This window comes from Serratia nevei (assembly GCF_037948395.1).
Taxonomy (GTDB): domain Bacteria; phylum Pseudomonadota; class Gammaproteobacteria; order Enterobacterales; family Enterobacteriaceae; genus Serratia; species Serratia nevei.
On record NZ_CP149940.1, the window covers coordinates 3833258 to 3856405 of the forward strand.

Genomic DNA, 23148 nt, shown 5'->3' on the forward strand with positions numbered 1-23148 from the left:
ATATAGATCCGACTTAACGATTTTTTTACGCACCGATCGCCGGCTGCGCATTGCGTTGAAAAAGCATTGCGGGTATAACCAATAGCCATTCAGATATTTAGACGTCTATACGGATAGATTATTATGCAACCATCGGCACCCGCCGCAGGACAGTTCAAACGCAGCATGAAGGCCCGGCACCTGGTGATGCTGTCGCTGGGCGGCGTGATCGGCACCGGACTGTTTTTCAACACCGGCTACATCATCTCCACCACCGGGGCGCTCGGCACGCTGCTGGCCTACCTGATCGGTGCGCTGGTGGTGTATCTGGTGATGCTGTGCCTGGGCGAGCTGTCGGTGGCGATGCCGGAAACTGGCGCTTTTCACGTCTATGCTTCGCGCTATCTGGGGCCGGCCACCGGCTATGCCGTCGCCTGGCTGTATTGGCTCACCTGGACGGTGGCGCTCGGCTCCAGCCTGACCGCCGCCGGATTCTGCATGCAGTACTGGTTCCCGCAGTCGCCGGTGTGGCTGTGGTGCCTGATCTTCTGCGCGGCCATTTTCCTGCTCAACGTGGTGACCACCCGCTTTTTCGCCGAAAGCGAATTCTGGTTTTCGCTGATCAAAGTGGTGACCATTCTGGCGTTTATCATTCTGGGCGGCGCCGCCATGTTCGGCCTGCTGCCGATGAAAGACGGCACGCCGGCGCCGTTCCTGCATAACCTGACCGCTTCCGGCTGGCTGCCGCACGGCACGCTGCCGATCCTGATGACCATGGTGGCGGTGAACTTCGCCTTCTCCGGTACGGAGCTGATCGGCATCGCCGCCGGTGAAACCGAGAACCCGGAAAAAGTCGTGCCGCTGGCGATCCGCACTACGGTGATCCGCCTGATGCTGTTCTTTATCGGTACGGTCTTCGTGCTGGCGGCGTTGATCCCGATGGATCAGGCGGGGATCGTCAAAAGCCCGTTCGTGCTGGTGTTTGAACGCATCGGCGTGCCTTACGCCGCCGATATCTTCAACTTCGTGATCCTGACCGCCATCCTGTCGGCGGCCAACTCCGGCCTGTACGCCTCGGGGCGCATGCTGTGGTCGCTGGCCCACCAGCGCACCCTGCCGGCCTACTTTGCGCGCGTCAATGCGCGCGGCATTCCGATCAACGCCCTGACCTTCAGCATGCTCGGCGGCGTGCTGGCGCTGCTGACCAGCGTGATCGCACCGGACACGGTGTTCGTCGCCCTGTCGGCGATCTCCGGTTTTGCGGTAGTAGCGGTGTGGCTGAGCATCTGCGCGGCCCACTTTGCTTTCCGCCGCGCCTACCTGCGCAGCGGCCAGCCGATAAGCGGCCTGAAATACCGCGCGCCCGGCTACCCGCTGACGCCGATCCTCGGCTTTGCGCTGTGCCTGCTGGCCTGCATCGGGCTGGCGTTCGATCCGGAGCAGCGCATTGCGCTCTACTGCGGGCTGCCGTTCGTCGCCTTGTGCTACCTCACCTATTTCCTGACCCGGCGCGCCGGGCAAAAAACCGCTTTGGGAGAACAACATGTCGGTTAATAACCCCGTCGCCCGCCTGCTGGCCGAACACCCCACTCTGATCCTGGACGGCGCGCTGGCCACCGAGCTGGAAGCGCGCGGCTGCGATCTGACCGATCCGCTGTGGTCGGCCAAGGTGCTGATTGAAAATCCCGAGCTTATCTATCAGGTGCATCTCGATTATTTCAACGCCGGCGCCCACTGCGCCATCACCGCCAGCTATCAGGCCACGCCGCAGGGCTTCTTGCGCCGCGGCCTGGATCAGGAGCAATCGCTGGCGCTGATCGCCAAAAGCGTGCAGCTGGCGCAACGCGCGCGCCGCGATTATCTGGCCGCGCACCCGCAGGCCGCACCGCTGCTGATCGCCGGTTCGGTGGGCCCGTACGGCGCCTATCTGGCCGACGGCTCGGAATACCGCGGCGACTACCGGCTGGCGCAGGATGACATGATCGCCTTCCACCGCCCGCGCCTCGCCGCACTGGCCGCCGCCGGCGTCGATCTGCTGGCCTGCGAAACGCTGCCGTCGTTCGCCGAACTGCAGGCGCTGCTGACGCTGCTGCAGGAATTCCCGACGCTCGGCGCCTGGTTCGCCTTCACCCTGCGCGACAGCCAACACCTCAGCGACGGCACGCCGCTGACGGAGGTCCTGTCCGCGCTGCGCGGCAACCCGCAGGTGCTGGCCATCGGCATCAACTGCATCGCGCTGGACAAGGTCGCCCCGGCGCTGCGCCAACTGGGCGCGCTGGCCGACAAACCGCTGCTGGTCTACCCCAACTCCGGCGAGCACTACGATGCGGTGAGCAAAACCTGGCACGCCTGCGGCGGCGAGCACGGCAGCCTGGCCGATCAGGCGACGGAGTGGCGCACGCTCGGCGCGCAATTGATCGGCGGCTGTTGCCGCACCACCCCGCAGGATATCCGCGCCATCGCCGCACGCTGCAAGGCATAAAAAAAGCCCCCGGCGCCAACGGCGTAGGGGGCCAGTCACTCAACCCGGACTTACAGCGGTTCGGTCTGGGCTTCTACCACCGCCAGCGCCACCATGTTGACGATGCGGCGCACCGAGGCGATCGGCGTCAGGATGTGCACCGGCTTGGCGACCCCCATCAGCACCGGCCCGACGGTCACCCCTTCCGAGCAGGAGACGCGCAGCAGGTTGTAGCTGATGCGCGCCGCTTCCATGTTCGGCATGATCAGCAGGTTGGCCGAGCCTTTCAGCGGGCTGTCCGGCATCAGATCGTGACGGATGCTTTCCACCAATGCGGCGTCACCGTGCATTTCGCCGTCGATCTCCAGCTCCGGCGCCAGCTCGTTCACCAGCTCCAGCGTTTTGCGCATCTTGCGCGCCGCCGGGCAGTCGGAAGAGCCGAAGCTGGAGTGAGACAGCAGCGCCACCTTCGGCTCGATACCAAAGCGGCGCACGGTTTCCGCCGCCATCAGGGTGATCTCCGCCAGCTGTTCCGGCGTCGGATCGTCGTTGACGTAGGTGTCGGCGATAAAGGTGTTGCCGCTTGGCAGCAGCAGCGCGTTCATCGCGCCGGCGACGTGCGCGCCTTCACGGAAGCCGAACACGTTCTTCACCACGTCGTAATGCTCATGGTAGCTGCCGATGGTGCCGCAGATCATCGCATCCGCTTCGCCGCGGTGCAGCATGATGGCGGCGATCAGCGTCGGGTTACCGATCACCGCACGGCGCGCCTGTTCCTGCGAGACGCCGCGACGCTTCATAATCTGGTAGTACTCGCCCCAGTATTCGTTAAAGCGCGGATCCGACTCGTTGTTCACCACTTCGAAATCTTTGCCCGGCGTCAGCTGCAGGCCCAATTTTTTCAGGCGCATCTCGATCACGCTCGGGCGGCCGACCAGGATCGGGAAGGCCAGCCCCTGCGACACCAGCTCCTGCGTGGCGTGCAGCACGCGCTCTTCCTCGCCTTCCGCCAGCACCACCCGCTTCACCTCTTTGCGCGCCTGCGAGAAGATCGGCTTCATGAACAGGTTGGTTTTGTAGACGAACTCCGCCAGCTTCTCGACGTAGGCGTCGAAGTCTTCGATCGGGCGCGTCGCTACGCCGGACTCCATCGCCGCCTTGGCGACCGCCGGCGCGATCTTGACGATCAGACGCGGATCGAACGGTTTCGGAATGATGTATTCCGGCCCGAAGGAGAGATCCTGGTCGTCATAGGCGGAAGCCACCACGTCGCTCTGCTCCGCCAGCGCCAGATCGGCGATGGCATGCACGCAGGCCAGCTTCATCTCTTCGTTGATGGTGGTGGCGCCCACGTCCAGCGCGCCGCGGAAAATGAACGGGAAACACAGGACGTTGTTCACCTGATTCGGGTAATCGGAGCGGCCGGTGCAGATGATGGCGTCCGGGCGCACCGCTTTGGCCAGCGGCGGTAAAATTTCCGGTTCCGGGTTGGCCAGCGCCATGATCAGCGGATCGCGCGCCATGGTTTTCACCATATCCTGCGTCAGAACGCCCGGGCCGGAGCAGCCGAGGAAGATGTCGGCATTCGGGATGGCGTCGCCCAGCGTGCGCTGGCCGTTATCCTCGATGGCGTAGGCGGCTTTGGTCTGCTCCATATTGGCGTCGCGGCCTTTATAGATGACGCCCTTGGAGTCGCAAACGGTGATGTTCTGTTGCCGCAGCCCCAGCGCCACCAGCAGGTTCAGGCAGGCGATGGAGGCCGCGCCGGCGCCGGACACCACCAGGCGTACGTCGGAGATATTCTTCTTCACCACGCGCAGGCCGTTGAGCACCGCCGCAGTGGTGATGATCGCCGTGCCGTGCTGGTCGTCGTGGAACACCGGGATCTTCATGCGCTCGCGCAGTTTCTGTTCGATGTAGAAACACTCCGGCGCCTTGATGTCTTCCAGGTTGATGCCGCCGAAGGTCGGTTCCAGCGCGGCGATAATGTCGATTAACTTGTCAGGGTTATGCTCATCCACTTCGATATCAAACACATCAATACCGGAAAACTTCTTGAACAAAACGCCCTTGCCTTCCATCACCGGCTTACCGGCCAACGCGCCGATATTGCCCAGACCCAGTACCGCCGTGCCGTTGGAAATCACCGCCACCAGGTTGCCGCGCGCGGTGTATTTGTAGGCTGCCAACGGATCTTCGGCGATCTCGAGGCAAGGCGCGGCGACGCCCGGCGAATAGGCCAGCGCCAGATCGCGCTGGGTCGCCAACGGTTTGGTGGGGGAAACCTGGATCTTCCCTGGGACAGGAAACTGATGGAAATCAAGGGCACTCTGTTTGAGTTGTTCGTCCATTATGGATTCCTTTGTTTTTTGCTTTTATGTTGAGGTAAGACTTTGAGGCTGCGCCCTGCCGTGGGCCATGGCGCCCAGGTACAATGACAGGGCGCAGCCTTGAAGTATAGTGAGAGAAACATCACAAACTTTGAAGCGGGCCATAACCTTGGCCGAAAGACCGTTTTAAAAGTAAAAAAAGGATCGCAAGACGAGTCGCAGAAGTGCCGCCATCAGTATGGCGGCAGCGTGGCGCGCCAGGCGTTGAGCGTCTCCACCTGGCCGGCGCAAATGTGTAACGAGGTTTGTAACGCCAGGGTGTAGCTTACCGCATCGCCCCAGGTCTCCCCTTGCAGCTGCGGTTGCTCACAGGGCGCGAATACCGACTCAGGGGGCAACAGCGGCACGGCCTGCGGCGCCGGCGGCCGGGCGCAGGAGCTCAAGCACAGCGCCAGGCAGAGGCTGAGCGGCACAGGGATCGTTTTTAATCGCTTCACGGTATTTCCTCTGATAAGCCTCGTGTTGTTGGCGCAGCTGCCGTTCCTGCCGCTGCTGCGCCGCCATCAGCGCACGGTTTTGCGCATCCTGAGTCTGCAGGGTGGCGATTAGCCCGGCCTGCTGCGCCAGGCTTTTCTGCAGCTCTGCCGCCTGTTGCCGCGCAGACGCCAACTGGTGCGACAGCAGCGAGCTGTAGCCACCCAGGCAGATAGCCGCCAGCAACAGCAGCAGCAAGCCGCCCTGCATCAGTTTTTGCAGCCAACCGCTCATGCCGGATAGTCCCGGAAAGGCAGTTGGAAGTGCGGGCCATCCTTGAGGGTTTTCCACTCGCCGCCCCATTCAACGTTGATGCCGCATTCACGCGCCGCGCGCCGCACCGCCACCGCAATCTGCGCGTAGTAATCCCACTCCCAGGAGACCACGCCCGCCGGCATCGCCACCACGTCCACCGCGTGGCCGGTCAGATGGCGGCTGCGTAATGTCTGGCTGCTGCCGGCGCGCACCATTTCCCGCTGGCGCGCCATGCTGCGCAGCCCCTCACTGACGGAGAACGGCACCAGCGAATAACGCAGCGCCAAACGAATAACGCGCACCAGATCCGGGTGTACGCCGCGCAGGTTCTCTTCGCTGCGGGCGGTAAAACGAATATCTTCGATGTCATTTAACATTTTTAAACCCCGTTTTTTTGCCAATGAATTTCTTAATTAAGGCGTTGATGTAATCCGCCCCCATAAAGCCAATCAGCACGCTGGCTAAATTCGCCCACTTTAATTCCAGGCCCATCAGCGCCAGCGCATCGCGCACCGTCCAGGCCAATAACGCACACATCGCCGCATTCAATAAACGCCGCCGAATACCCACGTTGCGATAGGCGCCGTGCAATAACGCCATTACGCCGGCCAAAATGGCGTTTAATACCGGCTGAAGATATTCACATACTCGCTGGACTATTAAGCCAACAGCGTCAGGCTCTATGCTGGACATAGCTCATCTCCTTTTTTATTTTTAATTAAATGCCAATCACGGCCGGTGGGACATCGGATAATCAGAATCTAGTTAAGGATGCTATGACAAAGCAAATGAATAAATACAGACCCTATGGTCGAATTCATTCATGCTGAGCGCTGGCACAACGCATAACCGCCAATGTGTACGGCAGTGAATAAAAATTCATTGTTATCGTGATTTATTTCGACTTTTGTTTTCATCAAAAATAAACATTAATGGCTACGGGAAATAGTTCCCCATCATAAAAACATCCACTCTGGAGAAATATCATGTCCACACGCAAAGCCGTTATTGGGTATTATTTTATTCCAACCAACCAAATCAATAATTACACCGAGTCCGATACGTCCGTCGTGCCGTTCCCGGTTTCCAACATCACGCCGGCCAAAGCCAAACAGCTGACGCACATCAACTTCTCGTTCCTGGACATCAACAGCAATCTGGAATGCGCCTGGGATCCGGCCACCAACGACGCCAAGGCGCGTGATGTGGTCAATCGCCTGACCGCGCTCAAAGCGCACAACCCCAGCCTGCGCATCATGTTCTCCATCGGCGGCTGGTACTACTCCAACGATCTGGGCGTGTCGCACGCCAACTACGTCAACGCGGTGAAAACCCCGGCGTCGCGCACCAAGTTTGCCCAATCCTGCGTGCGCATCATGAAGGATTACGGCTTCGACGGCGTGGACATCGACTGGGAGTACCCGCAGGCCTCAGAAGTGGAGGGTTTCATCGCCGCGCTGCAAGAGATCCGCACCCTGCTGAATCAGCAAACCGTCGCCGACGGCCGCCAGGCGCTGCCGTATCAGTTGACCATCGCCGGCGCCGGCGGCGCCTTCTTCCTGTCGCGCTATTACAGCAAGCTGGCGCAGATCGTCGCGCCGCTCGATTACATCAACCTGATGACCTACGATCTGGCCGGCCCCTGGGAGAAGATCACCAACCACCAGGCGGCGCTGTTCGGCGACGCGGCCGGGCCGACCTTCTACAACGCGCTGCGCGAAGCCAATCTGGGCTGGAGCTGGGAAGAGCTGACCCGCGCCTTCCCCAGCCCGTTCAGCCTGACGGTCGACGCCGCGGTGCAGCAACACCTGATGATGGAAGGCGTGCCGAGCGCCAAGATCGTGATGGGCGTTCCCTTCTACGGCCGCGCCTTCAAAGGCGTCAGCGGCAGCAACGGCGGCCAGTACAGCAGCCACAGCACGCCGGGCGAAGATCCGTATCCGAGCACCGACTACTGGCTGGTGGGCTGCGAAGAGTGCGTGCGCGACAAAGATCCGCGCATCGCCTCCTATCGCCAGCTGGAACAGATGCTGCAGGGCAACTACGGCTATCAGCGGTTGTGGAACGACAAGACCAAAACCCCTTACCTGTATCATGCGCAGAACGGGCTGTTCGTCACCTATGACGATGCCGAAAGCTTCAAATACAAAGCGAAGTACATCAAGCAGCAGCAGCTGGGCGGCGTGATGTTCTGGCATCTGGGGCAAGACAACCGCAACGGCGATCTGCTGGCCGCGCTGGATCGCTATTTCAACGCCGCGGACTACGACGACAGCCAGTTGGATATGGGCACCGGCCTGCGCTACACCGGCGTCGGCCCCGGCAACCTGCCGATCATGACCGCGCCGGCCTACGTGCCGGGCACCATTTACGCGCAGGGCGCGCTGGTGTCCTATCAGGGTTACGTCTGGCAGACCAAGTGGGGCTATATCACCTCGGCGCCCGGCTCCGACAGCGCCTGGCTGAAGGTAGGCCGCGTGGCGTAAGCCATAAAAAAACCCCGTAGCCGAACGCTGCGGGGTTTTCATTGAGTTAACCGTTTGATTTTCGCGTCCCTTCGTCTCTATTCCTTCAGTTGTGGCACCAAGGATAGCCGCCATCCCGCACCACTTCCCGGCCCATCAGGCTGTAAACATCGCTTTTGCGCGTCAGCCGCTCATGCCACCAGCTAAACCCGGCGCCCTTGCTGGCCGGATGCCACGCCAGCCAAATCATTTCGTCGCCCTTTTGCATCTCCACCGGCACCGTCACCAGTTCGCCGCTGGCCAATTCCTTTTCGATCAGCGCAGGCGGCAGAAAAGCGTGGCCGATGCCGCGTTTGAGCAGCGCCAGGTTGCTTTCCACGTCGCACACCACCAGCTGGCGCTGCAGAGGCAGCGTGCCGTGATTGCGTTTAGGCAGTTCATGGCTGCTGTCGGCGATCACCACCACGATGTCGTTCAAGCGCTGCTTCTTGCACACCGGCTTTCTCTGCGCCGCGAACGGGTGCGAAGGCGACACACACAGCACGAAGTTGAGCTTGCCGAGCATCAGGGTTTTGGCCTGTACGCTGTCGGGAATTTGGCCGATGGCGATGATCAGGTCCGCCCGGTTGTTCTTCAGCGCATCCCAGGTGCCGTTCAGCGCTTCCCGCTGCACCGAGATATTGGCGTTCGGGCAATGCTGAATATAGTCGCGGATATCCTGCGTCAGGGTCTCCAGCGGGAAGAAGGTGTCCACCGCCAGGCGGATATTATTGTCCAGCTTGGGGATGTTTCTTACCCGACTTTCCAAATCCTGCACCGCATTTAATATCCAGCTGCCCTCCTGCAGGAGAAATTCCCCTTCATCCGTCAGGGTAATCATGGGGCCATTGCGATGAAAAAGTTTCACGCAGAGTTTGCTTTCAATATTGGAAACCCGATAAGAGATCGCCGAAGGCGTTTTATGCAGCGCCTCCGCCGCCATAGAGAAAGAGCCGGTGCTCTTGATGGTGCTGATTATTTTAATCGCGTCCAGGGATAATCTAGTCATACAAATTCCTCTTTAAAATAAAATAAGAAAAATGACACTAAATTCCCGAGGTGGTGGCGCACAAAAATCGATCAAGTCGAACAAGGGTACTCAAGGCAACAAGCAATATACTTCATAAATGAGAGCGCTATCTTAAATACTATTCATCACTACATGATATAAATTTCATCATAGCGCCGTGCTTTTACACTGTGACAGTTAAATAAATTCAGCCTAACGATCAAAGATCGTCATCATAATAATTTTCGTTAATAGCCGCTAAAACATTCCGCTCTGCTGCACAACCAGAATGATAAAAATAAAACAAGCCGACAAACAGGGTTATTTCTAATTGCGTTATTAGCCTCTCATTTTGTCGGTGAAATACGCTCAACTTACAACATAATTTCAGTCAGGAGTGACTTATGAACAAAACTTCCCGTACCCTGCTTTCTCTGGGCCTGCTGAGCGCGGCCATGTTCGGCGTTTCGCAACAGGCGAATGCCCACGGTTACGTCGAATCGCCGGCCAGCCGTGCCTATCAGTGCAAACTGCAGCTCAACACCCAGTGCGGCAGCGTGCAGTATGAACCGCAGAGCGTCGAAGGCCTGAAAGGCTTCCCGCAGGCCGGCCCGGCTGACGGCCATATCGCCAGCGCCGACAAGTCCACCTTCTTCGAACTGGATCAGCAAACGCCGACGCGCTGGAACAAGCTCAACCTGAAAACCGGCCCAAACTCCTTTACCTGGAAGCTGACCGCGCGTCACAGCACCACCAGTTGGCGCTATTTCATCACCAAACCGAACTGGGACGCTTCCCAGCCGCTGACCCGCGCCTCCTTTGACCTGACGCCGTTCTGCCAGTTCAACGACGGCGGCGCCATCCCAGCCGCACAGGTAACCCACCAGTGCAATATACCGGCAGACCGCAGCGGTTCGCACGTGATCCTTGCCGTGTGGGATATAGCCGACACCGCCAACGCCTTCTACCAGGCGATCGATGTCAACCTGAGCAAATAATCGGCCAAATGAGACGATCTTTGAGGGTTCAGCCTGGCGCTGAACCCTTCTTTTTTTGGCTCTTGCGCTACCGCCCCCTTCGCCTGCCACCGCCGTAAGCCGCGCCCCGCCTGGGTTTATTCGGCATTCATTGTTATTATCCATCGCAACAATCAGAAAAAGCGCATTTTCATTCCCGACCCGATGATGCAGTGTGTTCCCCCTATGATGAAAAAGGTTCTCATTTCCCTACGTTGAGCTTGGTCAAGGAGCTTATTAATGAATCAATTAGACGCACTCAAGCAGTTGACCACGGTGGTCGCCGACAGCGGCGATATCGAATCCATCCGCCAGTTCGAACCCCAGGACGCCACCACCAACCCTTCGCTGATCCTGAAAGCCGCCGCGCTGCCGCAGTACAAGGCGCTGATCGCCGAAGCGCTGGATTACGCCCGTCGTCAGGGCGGCAGCAAGGAAACCCAACTGATCAACGCCAGCGATAAGCTGGCGGTCAATATCGGCGTCGAGATCCTCAAAAGCGTGCCGGGCCGCATCTCCACCGAAGTGGACGCCCGCCTGTCGTTCGATCGCGGCATGTGCGTCGCCAAAGCGCGCAAGCTGATCGCCATGTATCAGGAACAGGGCATCGACAAATCGCGCATCCTGATCAAACTGGCTTCCACCTGGGAAGGCATCAAAGCCGCCGAAGAGCTGGAAAAAGAAGGCATCAACACCAACCTGACGCTGCTGTTCTCCTTCGCCCAGGCCCGCGCCTGCGCCGAAGCCGGCGTGTATCTGATCTCGCCGTTCGTCGGCCGCATCTATGACTGGTACCAGGCCAAACAGCCTGCCGCCGACTACGATGCCGATCAGGATCCGGGCGTGAAGTCGGTGCGTACCATCTATGAATACTACAAGCGTCATCGTTACCAGACGGTGATCATGGGCGCCAGCTTCCGTAAGGTTGAGCAGATTTTGGCGCTGGCCGGCTGCGATCGCCTGACCATCGCGCCGAACCTGCTTGAACAGCTGAAAAACAGCGACCAGCCGGTCGAGCGCAAGCTGACCCCGTCTACCGAGGGCTTCCACCAACCTGCCCCGCTGGCCGAAGCGGAATTCCGCTGGCTGCACAATCAGGACGCCATGGCGGTGGAAAAACTCGCCGAAGGCATTCGCCTGTTCGCCGTCGACCAGCAGAAGCTGGAAGACATGTTGGTCGCTCAACTGTAACCGTACTGGAGTTTCGTTATGTCTTCTCGTAAAGAGCTTGCCAACGCCATCCGCGCACTCAGCATGGACGCCGTACAAAAAGCAAATTCCGGCCACCCGGGTGCCCCTATGGGCATGGCGGACATCGCCGAAGTCCTGTGGCGTGACTACCTCAACCACAACCCGACTAACCCGCACTGGGCTGACCGCGACCGTTTCGTGCTCTCCAACGGCCACGGCTCCATGTTGATTTACAGCCTCCTGCACCTCACCGGCTACGACCTGCCGATGCGCGAGCTGGAAAACTTCCGTCAGCTGCACTCCAAAACCCCAGGGCACCCGGAGTACGGCTACACCCCAGGCGTTGAAACCACCACCGGCCCGCTGGGCCAGGGCATCGCCAACGCCGTCGGCTTCGCCATCGCCGAACGCACCCTGGCGGCGCAGTTCAACCGCCCGGGCCACGACATCGTTGACCACCACACCTACGCCTTCATGGGCGACGGCTGCATGATGGAAGGCATCTCGCACGAAGTCTGCTCTCTGGCCGGTACCCTCAAGCTCGGCAAGCTGACCGCTTTCTACGATGACAACGGCATCTCCATCGACGGCCACGTCGACGGCTGGTTCACCGACGACACCGCCCTGCGTTTCGAAGCCTACGGCTGGCACGTGGTGCGCAACGTTGACGGCCACAACCCGGACGCCATCAAGGCCGCGATTGAAGAAGCCCGCAAGGTGACCGACAAGCCGTCGCTGCTGATGTGCAAGACCGTTATCGGCTTCGGTTCGCCGAACAAGGCCGGCACCCATGACGTGCACGGCGCCGCGCTGGGCGCCGCCGAAGTGGCCGCCACCCGCGAAGCGCTGGGCTGGAAATACGCCGCCTTTGAAATCCCGCAGGACATCTACGCCCAGTGGGACGCCAAGGAAGCCGGTCAGGCCAAAGAAGCGGCCTGGAACGACAAGTTCGCCGCCTACGCCAAGGCCTTCCCGGAGCAGGCTGCCGAGTTCAAGCGCCGCATGAACGGCGAGCTGCCGGCCGACTGGAAAGCCGACGCCAAGGCGTTTGTGGAAAAACTGCAGGCCAACCCGGCCAACATCGCCAGCCGCAAGGCATCGCAGAACGCGCTGGAAGCGTTCGGCAAGGTGCTGCCGGAGTTCCTGGGCGGCTCTGCCGACCTGGCGCCGAGCAACCTGACCATGTGGTCCGGCTCGAAAGCGCTGAACGTTGACCCGGCGGGCAACTACATTCATTACGGCGTGCGCGAGTTCGGCATGACCGCCATCACCAACGGCATCGCGCTGCACGGCGGCTTCCTGCCGTACTCGGCGACCTTCCTGATGTTCGTGGAATACGCCCGCAACGCGGTGCGCATGGCGGCGCTGATGAAGCTGCGCAACGTGTTCGTCTACACCCACGACTCCATCGGTCTGGGCGAAGACGGCCCGACCCACCAGCCGGTGGAGCAGCTGGCGAGCCTGCGCGTGACCCCGAACATGAGCACCTGGCGCCCGTGCGACCAGGTGGAGTCGGCGGTGGCGTGGCAGTACGGCATCGAGCGCAACGACGGCCCGACCACCCTGGTGTTCTCGCGTCAGAACCTGACCCAGCAGCCGCGCACCGCAGAGCAGCTGGCGAACGTGTACCGCGGCGGCTACGTGCTGAAAGACTGCGCGGGCACGCCGGACGTCATCCTGATTGCCACCGGCTCCGAAGTGGGCATCACGGTGGAAGCGGCGGACAAGCTGACCGCGGCGGGCCGCAAGGTGCGCGTGGTGTCGATGCCGTCGACCGACGCGTTCGACAAGCAGGATGCGGCGTACCGCGAGTCGGTGTTGCCGGCGGCGGTAACGGCGCGCGTGGCGGTGGAAGCGGGTATTGCGGACTACTGGTACAAGTACGTGGGCCTGAACGGCGCCATCGTGGGCATGACCACCTTCGGTGAGTCGGCGCCGGCGGAGCAGCTGTTCGCCGAGTTCGGCTTCACCGTGGACAACGTGGTGGCCAAGGCGCAGGCGCTGCTGAAGTAAGCGGCCTGGCGCAAGCCGATAAAAAAGCCGGTCATCGTGACCGGCTTTTTTTATGCCATCACCCGATGAATCTGCAAATATTGCAGCAGCATGATGGTCTTGCCGTCTTTAATGCGGCCGTCGGCGATCATCGCCACCGCTTCGCTGAACGGCAGTTCGATCACTTCGATATCTTCATCTTCAATGCCGCCGCCGGCCGCGCGCCGCTCATCGTCATGGTATTCGGCGATAAAGAAGTGCACGATCTCGGTCACGCCGCCCGGCGACATGTAGGCTTCGAAGATTTTCTTGACCTCGCTCACCTGGAAGCCGGTTTCCTCCACCGCTTCGCGGCGCGCGCACTGCTCCGGCGAATCGGCGTCCAGCAGGCCGGCGCAGGCCTCGAGCAACATGCCGCTTTCGTTGCCGTTGACATAGGTCGGCATGCGGAACTGGTTGGTCAGCACCACCGTGCCCTTGGCGCGGTTGTACAGCAAAATGGTGGCGCCGTTGCCGCGATCGTAGACCTCACGCACCTGTTGCACCGAACCGCCGTTTTTGCGTTTCAGATCGAACGTGTACTTGTGCAGCACATACCAGTTGTCCGACAGCAGCTCTTTCTTCACATTCTCAATTTTCGACGACATGCCCTTTTCCCTTGAGTAGCAACCTGAAGATCATACCGCGATTGCGCCGCGCCGCGGCAGACGATTTGCAACAAAACATCATCGCTCCCAACGGTACCCCAACCTGAAATCATCTTAAAGTAAGTACATCTAAGTAGCGGAAAACCTGAAAAAAAACCATAAGGAAGAGCGCCAATATCATCCTAATAACACGCGCCTACTTTATTTTTCAACGCCTCTTTAGGGAAAACCAACGTGAAACTGACTCATCGCTGTTTGTTACCGTTAAGCCTTTTATTGATGGCCAGCGCCGGCGCCCACGCGGCGGACTGCGCCAACGTGCCGGAATGGACGGCTAAAACCTGCGCCATCAAAGGCACACAGGTCATCAAGGACAATGCGCTGTTCGCCAATAAATGGTGGGCAGAAAAGCACCATATCCCCGGCGTAGCCGGTTGGGTCGGCGAACCCTGGCAAAACCTCGGCCAGTGTACCGCCCAGGAAGCCCCCTGGTGGCAAGCCTACGCCGAGCAGGAGGGATTCAACGATGCGCTGCGTTACATCGGCACCAGCCTGGACGCGCTGAATCAAGACGCCGAACAGGCGCTGGCGGACTCGCAAGATGCCCGCACGCCGCTGTATTGGCTCAAGCGCACCATGCAGATGTACCCGTCAGACACGCCAAATGTCTACCGGCTGCCGATCGTTCACGCCGCAAGTTGGTACAACTCCTTGTATGGCAGCATGGCGCGCGGAATTTTCTTCTACACCCGTACGCTGGGGAATCAGGGCGACAGCGTCACGATCAAGACCGGGGCCATTCCGGCAGGCAGCTCATGTTTTGCGGCGACCAGCGCCCGTTTCGATAATGTCGACAGCATCTACTCGGAAAAACGAAAGCTTGATGCCAACAAGGAGACCACTTATACCTTCGCGCAAACCGGCGTACTGGCCTTAGGCTGCAGCCATCCGCAAAAACAGCAAAACGGCGAATTGGTCCGGTTTGAGGTGAGCGGCGGGGGCGACAGCAACCTGCACATTCTCGGTCAAAATACGCAAGGCGACTGGGAGCAACAGAAGGCCGGCGCCAGCATCCTGGGCGGCGTCGTGTTGTATGACGGTAAATCCAATCACTTCGTACCGAAGAAAATCACCGACAAAACGCAGGAGATCATCAATAAATCGCTGGGGGAAAGCCTCAGCATTGCCGCGCTGTATGAAGCGGTGAACGGCATGGATGGTACCCACGAGATGTTCACGGCGTCACAGGGCTCCCTGTTCCTCAACTACAGCAAATGCTGCAGCGCGGAATACCGCGAGGGCGCGGTCAACGTAGGTTTCTTCGCCGACAAGACCACCCGCGCCAATGCCGCTCACTGGGGGCTCTGGCACGAACTGGGGCACGAGAACGAGCCGCAGTGGGAATACAACGTGTTCCCCGAAGTGCAGGTCAACCGCTATTCGGTACTGGCCTGCCGCATGCTGTCGGAACGTAACGATTTTGACTATGGCCCGACCTGCAAACTGGGGGCAGACAAAGAGTGGGATCGGGATGCGGTGCGTAAGTTCCTCGCTTCGGAAGTGCGCTACGACGAGTTCCCGAAGCAGCAGCACGATCTCGCACTGGGATTCTTTACCCATCTGCTGCACGCTTATGATGAATCCTTCTTCCCGCGCATCAATCAGGAACGGTTGAAGCAGGCCTTCGCGGCACCGGGTAACACCATGCAGGATAAATATAAATACGTCTTCGGCACGCCGCAGAAGGTCATCGACTTCAGCGTGGTCGTCTACAGCCGGGAGGCGGGGCAGGATCTGCGCGAGTACTTTACCCGCTGGGGGTTGCGCTTCAGCGATGCTGCGGCGAAACAGGTTGCCGCGATGCATCTGCCGACGCCTTGACCGGCAGTGACAAAAACCGCCGACGAGGAGCCTTGCGCAAGATTTGATCCACGCTAAAGACAAATCGCCGGAGGAAACCAGCCCGCCGCTGAACATCGGCGGGCATTTCGCTATTCATTTGATTATACGACGACAATTGTTCCCGTTTTGTTGACAACTTGATACAAATCGCGGTGCATTTTAGTTGCAAAAGTTATAGTTTTGCTTTCGAATGAAACTGGCGAAGCGCCTCACCTGAGAGAAGGATCCGTGATTGCTTGTTAAACGTTCCGTGACCGGCAGCCTGGCCAGAGCGCTGTTCGGCATCGTGATACTGTCGGTGCTCGCCACCGGGTTGGCGTTGACCACCGTCGCCGGCAGCCAGAGCGACGCCGAAGCGATCAATATCGCCGGTTCGCTGCGCATGCAAAGCTACCGGCTGGCCTTCGATCTCGACCAGCAGAGCCCGGAGCTGGAGCTGCACCTGCAGCAGTACCGGCAATCTTTACAGGCGCCGGCGCTGCAAAAGCTGGCGCGGTTTTACGTACCGGCCGAGGTGCGGAATCACTATCTGGCGCTGCAACGGGCATGGCAAACGATGGAGCGCCAGATCCGCGGCGGGCAGGCGGCCGCCTACCGGGCGGAGGTCGCCGGCTACGTCAACCGCGTCGATCATTTCGTTTCTGCCCTGCAGCGCTATTCCGAGCTGAAACTCACCCTGGTGGCCGCCGTCAGCGTGATCGGTTACACCGCCATCATTGGCCTGGTGCTGTTCTGCATTCGCTTTATGCGCCGCCAGGTGGTCACGCCGCTGCAGCATCTGGTCGACGCCAGCCAGCGCGTGCAGCAGCGCGACTTCAGCCACCCGCAGCTGGACGTGGCGCTGCCGAACGAGCTCGGCGTGCTGTCGCAAACCTTCAGCGCCATGTCGGACGAGCTGGCCCGGCTCTATCAGTCGCTGGAGCTGAAAGTGCAGGAAAAGACCCGGCGCCTGCAGCAGGCCAACGAAACGCTGGAGGTACTGTATCGCTGTTCGCAGGCGCTGAGCGTGCGCCAGATCGATCAGCAGGCGTTCGAGAATGTGCTGCGCATCGTGCGCCAAAGCGAACGGCTGCGCTGCATCCGGCTGAACGTGGCGGACGACCACGGCCAGTGGCAACTGAATGAAGGGGAACCGGCGCCGACGCAAGCCTGGAACACGCTGCCGATCACCCAGAGCGACAAACCGCTGGGCGAGCTGCGTTGGCAGCCCGAGGCGCACCCGCCGCATCCTCATCTGATGCAGAGCCTGGCCAACATGCTGGGCCGCGGCGTCTACTTCAACCGGGCGCAAAAGCAGCACCAATATTTGCTGTTGATGGAAGAGCGCGCGACCATCGCCCGCGAGCTGCACGATTCGCTGGCGCAGACGCTGTCGTTCCTGCGCATTCAGCTTACGCTGCTCAGGCGCGCCACCGATGCGCCGGCGGCGCAGGTGATTATCGACGATTTCGATCGCACACTGGCCGATGCCTATCGCCAACTGAGAGAATTACTGGCCACCTTCCGTCTCAATATTCAGGAGGCGGACCTGAACGCCGCGCTGGAGCAGCTGTTGCAGCCATTAAAGGCTCTAACCCCCGCGCGGATTCAGTTACACTGTCGGCTACCTTCGCAGGCGCTCAATGCCCAGCAGCAGGTGCACGCGCTGCAGATCGTGCGCGAGGCGGTGCTCAATGCCGTCAAGCACGCCGGGGCGAATGAAATCACCCTGTGTTGCGAAGTCAACGCCGCAGGCGACAACGTATTCAGCATTATCGACGACGGTTGCGGCATCGCCAGTCTGGAGGAACCGGAAGGGCACTACGGCTTGACCATCATGAGCGAACGCGCGGCGCGATTGGGAGGAACGCTGCACATTCGGCGCAGAAACGGCGGCGGCACGGCGGTCTGCCTGACATTCCCGCCCTGACCTCGCCGCTGTTCACTTTGCGTTACGGCTGCCGCCGGGCAGAAGGCCGCCCGGGGAGGTTTGCGGCGAAGATTGCCGCTATTTTTGAAGAGACAGTCCCACTGTGAAGCACGCCCCAGGGCGCGTTTGAGTGGCTTTACTTGCTACAGGGAGCATATTTCATGGTGATGAAGCAATACCGAGTCATGATCGTTGACGATCATCCGTTGATGCGGCGCGGCATCAAACAACTGCTGGGACTGGATGCGCGATTTGGCGTGGTGGCAGAGGCCGGCAACGGCAGTGAGGCGGTTGCGCTGGCACTGCAGCACACGCCGGACGTGATCTTGTTGGATCTGAACATGAAAGGCATGTCCGGGCTGGACACGCTGCGGGCCCTGCGCGACGAAGGCGTGGATGCGCGCATCATCGTGCTGACGGTTTCCGACGCGCGCAGCGATCTGTATGCGCTGATCGACGCCGGCGCAGACGGCTACCTGCTGAAGGACAGCGAGCCGGAACAGCTGCTGGAACACATCAGCGCCGCCGCCGAAGGGCAGAACGTGATCAGCGACGCCATGGCCGACTATTTGTTGGCGCGCGGCGAGCAACGCGATCCCTTCGCCGCCTTGACCGAACGCGAGCTGGACGTCTTGCAAGAGGTGGCGCGCGGCCTGTCCAACAAGCAGGTGGCGGCGCAGTTGCATATCTCTGAAGAAACCGTGAAGGTGCACATCCGCAACATACTGCGCAAGCTGGACGTGCGTTCTCGCGTGGCGGCGACGGTGATGTACCTGGAGCACAAAAGTCAATGATCGCCCCGCCCCGGCCAATGCGCCGGGGCAGCTTACTCGATGGCGCTGAGCAGCGCCTGATGATGCTGGTGCACCCAGCTCTTGTTGAACGGCCCCCAGCTTTCCAACTGATAAAAACCGTCGTTGTTGCGCACGCCCTGCTGCACGAACTGCAGCTCGACGCCCATGCCGGGCAGCGCCTTCAGCACATCCTGCAACGTGCGGCGCGGCCAGCCGGTCAGCGCCATCAACCGCGGCACATTGGGCCGCTCACTGTGGCTGATCAGCCAGCACAAATAAAGCCGACGGGCAAATACCGGGTTAATTCCCATGCCAAGCTCCTGCTGTAAGGTAAGTCCAGTTTTTACTTTCCGGTTCCCTGCGGCGAAGAGATGCGCAAGGCCTTTGATAGTAATAAAAATGTCTTAATAGCGTACAATTACCGACGCCAGTACACCCACGCCGTTTTCCGCTACCGTTATTTACACTATCTCCTTTTTTTCTCCACGCTTTCCTCGGCTATCCCGAGTAAAGTGCAATAGCGCCGGAATCCTTCCCTGCCGCTGAAATGCATAATTCTGATGCGTTTTAAAGATAGAACAAGTCATAACGAGGTTCGCGCTGCATGGCCAATTTTTTTATTGATCGCCCGATTTTTGCCTGGGTGCTGGCAATTATTCTTTGCCTGACCGGGGCGTTGGCGATTTCTTCCCTACCGGTAGAACAATACCCGAATTTGGCGCCGCCGAACGTGCGCATCAGCGCAACTTACCCAGGTGCTTCGGCGCAAACGCTGGAAAACACCGTTACCCAAATCATTGAACAGAATATGACCGGCCTCGACAACATGATGTATATGTCGTCGCAGAGCACCAATACCGGCCAGGCCACCGTCACGCTGACGTTCGAAGCCGGCACCGATCCCAACGAGGCGATGCAGCAGGTGCAAAACCAGCTGCAGGCGGCGATCAAACGTCTGCCGCAGGCGGTGCAGAATCAGGGAGTCACGGTGTCGAAATCCGGCGACACCACGCTGATGATGGTGGCGTTCGTCTCCACCGACAACAGCATGGACAAGCAGGACATCGCCGATTACATCGTCTCCAACCTGCAGGATCCGCTCAGCCGCATCAACGGCGTCGGCAGCATGGACGTGTACGGCTCGCAATACGCCATGCGCATCTGGCTCGATCCCAACAAGCTCAACAGCTACCAGCTCACGACCCAGGACGTGGTCAAGGCCATTCAGTCGCAGAACGCCCAGGTGGCAGTCGGCCAGCTGGGCGGCACGCCGTCGGTCGACAAACAGGCGCTGAACGCCACCATCAACGCCCAGTCGCAGCTCCAGACGCCGGAACAGTTCCGCCAGATCACGCTGCGGGTCAATCAGGACGGCTCGCTGGTGACGCTGGGCAACGTCGCCACCGTCGAACTGGGCGGCGAGAATTACAACTACCTCAGCCGCTACAACGGCATGCAGGCCGCTGGCATGAACATCAAGCTGGCCTCCGGCGCCAACGAACTGCAGACCGACCAGCTGGTGAAGGACAAGATCGCCGAGCTGTCGCAGTACTTCCCACACGGGCTGGAGGCCAAGGTGGCCTATGAAACCACCCCGTTCGTCAAAGCCTCGATCAAGGACGTGGTGAAAACGCTGCTGGAAGCCATCCTGCTGGTGTTCCTGGTGATGTACCTGTTCCTGCAGAACTTCCGCGCCACGCTGATCCCCACCATCGCCGTGCCGGTCGTGCTGATGGGCACCTTCGCCATCCTTTCCGCCTGCGGCTTCAGTATCAATACCCTCACCATGTTCGCCATGGTGCTGGCGATCGGCCTGCTGGTGGACGACGCCATCGTGGTGGTGGAAAACGTCGAACGCGTGATGAGCGAGGAAGGCCTGCCACCGCGTGAGGCCACGCGCAAATCCATGGGGCAAATCCAGAGCGCGCTGGTCGGCATCGCGCTGGTGCTGTCGGCGGTATTTGTGCCGATGGCGTTCTTCGGTGGCACCACCGGCGCCATCTATCGCCAGTTCTCCATTACCATCGTCTCCGCCATGGTATTGTCAGTGCTGGTGGCGATGATCCTGACCCCGGCCCTGTGCGCCACGCTGCTCAAACCGATCGCCAAGGGGCACCATCACGGCAAGCGCGGCTTCTTCGGCTGGTTCAACCGCATGTTCAACCGCAACGCCGAACGCTATGAGCGCGGCGTGGGGCGGATCCTGCACGCCAGCGGCCGCTACATGGTGATTTATCTGCTGTTGCTCGGCGGCATGGCGCTGCTGTTCATCAAGCTGCCGACCTCGTTTCTGCCGCAGGAAGACCGCGGTATCTTCACCGTACAGGTGCAACTGCCGGCGGGCTCCACCCTGCAGCAAACCTCTAAGGTGGTGGAAAAGGTCGAGCAGTACTTCCTGACCGAAGAGAAACAGGATGTGGTGTCGGTGTTCGCCATCATCGGCTCCGGCCCGGGCGGCAACGGCCAGAACGTGGCGCGCCTGTTCGTGCGATTGAAAGACTGGGATCTGCGCACCTCGGGCGCCAACAGTTCGTTCGACATCATCGATCGCGCCACGCTGGCATTCAACAAGATTAACGAAGCGCGGGTGATCGCCAGCAGCCCGCCGGCGATCACCGGCCTCGGCAACTCCTCCGGCTTCGATATGGAGTTGGAAGACCACGCCGGGCTCGGCCACGCCAAGCTGATGGCGGCGCGCGATCAGCTGCTGCAGCTGGCCGGGCAAAACCCGCTGCTGTCGCGCGTGCGCCACAACGGCCTGGACGACAGCCCGCAGCTGCAAATCGATATCGATCAGCGCAAGGCCCAGGCGCTGGGCGTGTCTATCGACGACATCAACAACACCCTCTCCACCGCTTGGGGCTCGACCTACGTCAACGACTTCGTCGACCGCGGCCGGGTGAAAAAAGTCTACGTGCAGGCCGCGGCGCCGTTCCGCATGCTGCCGGATGACATCAACAAATGGTATGTACGCAACAGCGCAGGCGGCATGGTGCCGTTCTCGGCCTTCGCCACCTCACACTGGGAGTACGGCTCGCCGCGGCTGGAGCGCTATAACGGCAGCTCGGCGCTGGAGATCGTCGGCGAGGCGGCCAACGGTGTCAGCACCGGCACTGCCATGGCGGAAATGGAGAAACTGGTCAGCCAACTGCCGACCGGCTTTGGCCTGGAATGGACCGCGATGTCCTATCAGGAACGGCTGTCCGGCTCGCAGGCGCCGGCGCTGTACGCCATCTCGCTGCTGGTGGTGTTCCTGTGCCTGGCGGCGCTGTATGAGAGCTGGTCGATCCCGTTCTCGGTGATGCTGGTGGTGCCGCTGGGGGTGATCGGCGCGGTCGCCGCCACCTGGCTGCGCGGCCTGGAGAACGACGTTTATTTCCAGGTTGGCCTGCTGACCATCATTGGGCTGTCGGCGAAAAACGCCATTCTGATCGTCGAGTTCGCCAATGAGCTGAACCATAAAGGGCAGGATCTGATGTCCGCCACGCTCGATGCGTCACGCATGCGTCTGCGGCCGATCCTGATGACCTCGCTGGCGTTTATCTTCGGCGTGCTGCCGATGGCCACCAGCAGCGGCGCCGGTTCCGGCAGCCAGCATGCGGTCGGCACCGGGGTCATGGGCGGCATGATCTCCGCCACCCTGCTGGCCATTTTCTTCGTGCCGCTGTTCTTCGTACTGGTGCGCCGCCGTTTCCCGGGTAAAGCGCATCCGGCAGGCAATACGACGGCCGCCGGGGACTGACCCGCGGGATATAAAAAAAGCAGCGTCGGGTGAACCGATGCTGCTTTATTTCGAACGATAATCTCGTTCCCAAGGTGTTTCAGTGACGCTCCAATGACTCAACCTTGCCATCTGCTTCAACGCTGTGTCAGTTGCCCAACATCTCATCAATGAAGTCTTTCCAGTTTCCTAATTCACGATCAACCATAATACTTTACAACCTCAATTATTTGACGAAGCGGATTCTACGCCTGTTTTTTGACCATGTGAAGGGAAACGGGAACGATGCCGGGCCCGGAAACCGGGGTTAGCGCACATTTTCGTATTTATCTGATCAATACTCAGTGCAGCTATTCCCTTGTGATATCAATTTCTCCACGATAGCGTGTAAAAGGTATAAAAATACGCCAATGGAGCGCCGATCATGTCCACCTCTTTGTCTCTTTCACAGCTGAAAACGCAGGGCCGCTATCAGGAAGCCACTGCACTGGCGCTACGGCAGCTGGCAGCAGAACCGGAAGCGGCGATGCTGCACTTTCAGCTGGCCTGCCTGTATGACGTACAGGGTCTGGAGCAACAGGCCATTCCCTGCTATCTCGCGGCGCTGGCCCGCGATTTGCCGTCCGCCCAGCGCCGCGAGGCCTGGCTGGGCCTCGGCAGCACCTACCGCGCCCTGGGAGAATACCCGGCTTCGCTACGGGCTTTCGACGATGGCCTGACCGAGTTCCCGCAGGCCAACGAGCTGATGCTGTTTCGCGCTATGGCGCTGTACAACCTGGGCGAAAATAAACGGGCCGTGGCCGATCTGTTGTTGCTGTTGGCGGACACCTCGTCAGACCCCAACATCCGCGGCTATCAGCGCGCCATTCGGCACTATGCCGCCGATCTCAATCTTATTGGTTAG

Annotated in this window: 20 protein-coding genes; 11 read left to right on the plus strand and 9 right to left on the minus strand. The window is 60.1% G+C overall.

Features of this window, described 5'->3' with window-relative positions:
• Positions 1-123: 123 nt before the first annotated feature.
• The gene (mmuP, locus tag V8N38_RS18455; protein WP_047730133.1) at positions 124-1533 is read left to right on the plus strand and encodes an S-methylmethionine permease; all 1410 of its coding nucleotides are present in this window, start codon (positions 124-126) and stop codon (positions 1531-1533) included.
• Positions 1523-2461, plus strand: a complete 939-nt coding sequence (gene mmuM / locus V8N38_RS18460; protein ID WP_142110322.1) for a homocysteine S-methyltransferase — start codon at positions 1523-1525, stop codon at positions 2459-2461. Before mmuP ends, mmuM begins: the two co-directional genes overlap by 11 nt.
• Before the next feature lie 50 nt (positions 2462-2511).
• Here the strand turns inward: mmuM and maeB are convergent, their stop codons facing one another.
• From maeB to V8N38_RS18485, 5 genes are all read right to left on the minus strand, one after another.
• Complete coding sequence (gene maeB / locus V8N38_RS18465) at positions 2512-4791, minus strand: NADP-dependent oxaloacetate-decarboxylating malate dehydrogenase (protein ID WP_038881248.1); 2280 nt, start codon at positions 4789-4791, stop codon at positions 2512-2514.
• Between the two features lie 212 nt (positions 4792-5003).
• A complete protein-coding gene (locus tag V8N38_RS18470) occupies positions 5004-5177 on the minus strand; it encodes a hypothetical protein (RefSeq protein WP_180547555.1) in 174 nt (57 codons plus the stop codon).
• Positions 5158-5538, minus strand: coding sequence for a DUF2570 family protein (locus V8N38_RS18475; RefSeq protein ID WP_033635477.1), 381 nt, complete (start codon positions 5536-5538; stop codon positions 5158-5160). The genes V8N38_RS18470 and V8N38_RS18475 overlap by 20 nt, the downstream gene beginning before the upstream one ends.
• Positions 5535-5936, minus strand: a complete 402-nt coding sequence (locus tag V8N38_RS18480; RefSeq protein ID WP_019453868.1) for a M15 family metallopeptidase — start codon at positions 5934-5936, stop codon at positions 5535-5537. Before V8N38_RS18480 ends, V8N38_RS18475 begins: the two co-directional genes overlap by 4 nt.
• Positions 5926-6252: a phage holin, lambda family gene (locus V8N38_RS18485; protein ID WP_004936551.1), complete on the minus strand. Its 327-nt coding sequence runs from the start codon at positions 6250-6252 to the stop codon at positions 5926-5928. The genes V8N38_RS18480 and V8N38_RS18485 overlap by 11 nt, the downstream gene beginning before the upstream one ends.
• A gap of 293 nt (positions 6253-6545) precedes the next feature.
• Here V8N38_RS18485 and V8N38_RS18490 point away from each other — a divergent pair, with 293 nt between their 5' ends.
• On the plus strand, positions 6546-8045 hold the full coding sequence (locus tag V8N38_RS18490) for a glycosyl hydrolase family 18 protein (protein ID WP_060439255.1): 1500 nt from the start codon (positions 6546-6548) through the stop codon (positions 8043-8045).
• An 85-nt stretch (positions 8046-8130) separates the two neighbouring features.
• Here V8N38_RS18490 and V8N38_RS18495 read toward each other — a convergent pair whose 3' ends face one another.
• The gene (locus tag V8N38_RS18495) at positions 8131-9072 is read right to left on the minus strand and encodes a LysR family transcriptional regulator (RefSeq protein WP_038881234.1); all 942 of its coding nucleotides are present in this window, start codon (positions 9070-9072) and stop codon (positions 8131-8133) included.
• Positions 9073-9476: 404 nt separating this feature from the next.
• Between V8N38_RS18495 and V8N38_RS18500 the strand changes: the two genes are divergently transcribed.
• From V8N38_RS18500 to tkt, 3 genes are all read left to right on the plus strand, one after another.
• The gene (locus tag V8N38_RS18500; protein WP_004936574.1) at positions 9477-10070 is read left to right on the plus strand and encodes a lytic polysaccharide monooxygenase; all 594 of its coding nucleotides are present in this window, start codon (positions 9477-9479) and stop codon (positions 10068-10070) included.
• A 258-nt stretch (positions 10071-10328) separates the two neighbouring features.
• Complete coding sequence (gene tal / locus V8N38_RS18505; protein WP_060419797.1) at positions 10329-11279, plus strand: transaldolase; 951 nt, start codon at positions 10329-10331, stop codon at positions 11277-11279.
• Between the two features lie 18 nt (positions 11280-11297).
• The gene (gene tkt / locus V8N38_RS18510) at positions 11298-13292 is read left to right on the plus strand and encodes a transketolase (protein ID WP_049274185.1); all 1995 of its coding nucleotides are present in this window, start codon (positions 11298-11300) and stop codon (positions 13290-13292) included.
• Between the two features lie 50 nt (positions 13293-13342).
• Here the strand turns inward: tkt and nudK are convergent, their stop codons facing one another.
• Positions 13343-13918, minus strand: coding sequence for a GDP-mannose pyrophosphatase NudK (gene nudK, locus V8N38_RS18515; RefSeq protein WP_025303814.1), 576 nt, complete (start codon positions 13916-13918; stop codon positions 13343-13345).
• Between the two features lie 234 nt (positions 13919-14152).
• On the opposite strand from nudK, the gene V8N38_RS18520 reads away from it, so the two are divergent.
• The 3 genes from V8N38_RS18520 to V8N38_RS18530 all read left to right on the plus strand — a co-directional run bounded on the left by V8N38_RS18520 (position 14153) and on the right by V8N38_RS18530 (position 18523).
• Complete coding sequence (locus V8N38_RS18520; protein WP_147840163.1) at positions 14153-15799, plus strand: M60 family metallopeptidase; 1647 nt, start codon at positions 14153-14155, stop codon at positions 15797-15799.
• A 253-nt stretch (positions 15800-16052) separates the two neighbouring features.
• Positions 16053-17729, plus strand: coding sequence for a nitrate/nitrite two-component system sensor histidine kinase NarQ (gene narQ / locus V8N38_RS18525; RefSeq protein WP_060452039.1), 1677 nt, complete (start codon positions 16053-16055; stop codon positions 17727-17729).
• Positions 17730-17890: 161 nt separating this feature from the next.
• On the plus strand, positions 17891-18523 hold the full coding sequence (locus V8N38_RS18530; RefSeq protein ID WP_049197963.1) for a response regulator: 633 nt from the start codon (positions 17891-17893) through the stop codon (positions 18521-18523).
• Between the two features lie 32 nt (positions 18524-18555).
• Here the strand turns inward: V8N38_RS18530 and V8N38_RS18535 are convergent, their stop codons facing one another.
• Positions 18556-18834 (minus strand): winged helix-turn-helix domain-containing protein, encoded by a 279-nt coding sequence (locus tag V8N38_RS18535; protein WP_004941750.1) that lies wholly within the window; start codon positions 18832-18834, stop codon positions 18556-18558.
• Positions 18835-19127: 293 nt separating this feature from the next.
• Here V8N38_RS18535 and acrD point away from each other — a divergent pair, with 293 nt between their 5' ends.
• The gene (gene acrD / locus V8N38_RS18540; RefSeq protein ID WP_060441179.1) at positions 19128-22265 is read left to right on the plus strand and encodes a multidrug efflux RND transporter permease AcrD; all 3138 of its coding nucleotides are present in this window, start codon (positions 19128-19130) and stop codon (positions 22263-22265) included.
• A 127-nt stretch (positions 22266-22392) separates the two neighbouring features.
• On the opposite strand, the gene ypfM is transcribed toward acrD, so the two are convergent.
• Positions 22393-22452, minus strand: coding sequence for a protein YpfM (ypfM, locus tag V8N38_RS26095; RefSeq protein WP_100396732.1), 60 nt, complete (start codon positions 22450-22452; stop codon positions 22393-22395).
• Positions 22453-22668: 216 nt separating this feature from the next.
• On the opposite strand from ypfM, the gene V8N38_RS18545 reads away from it, so the two are divergent.
• Positions 22669-23148, plus strand: coding sequence for a tetratricopeptide repeat protein (locus V8N38_RS18545; protein ID WP_147840164.1), 480 nt, complete (start codon positions 22669-22671; stop codon positions 23146-23148).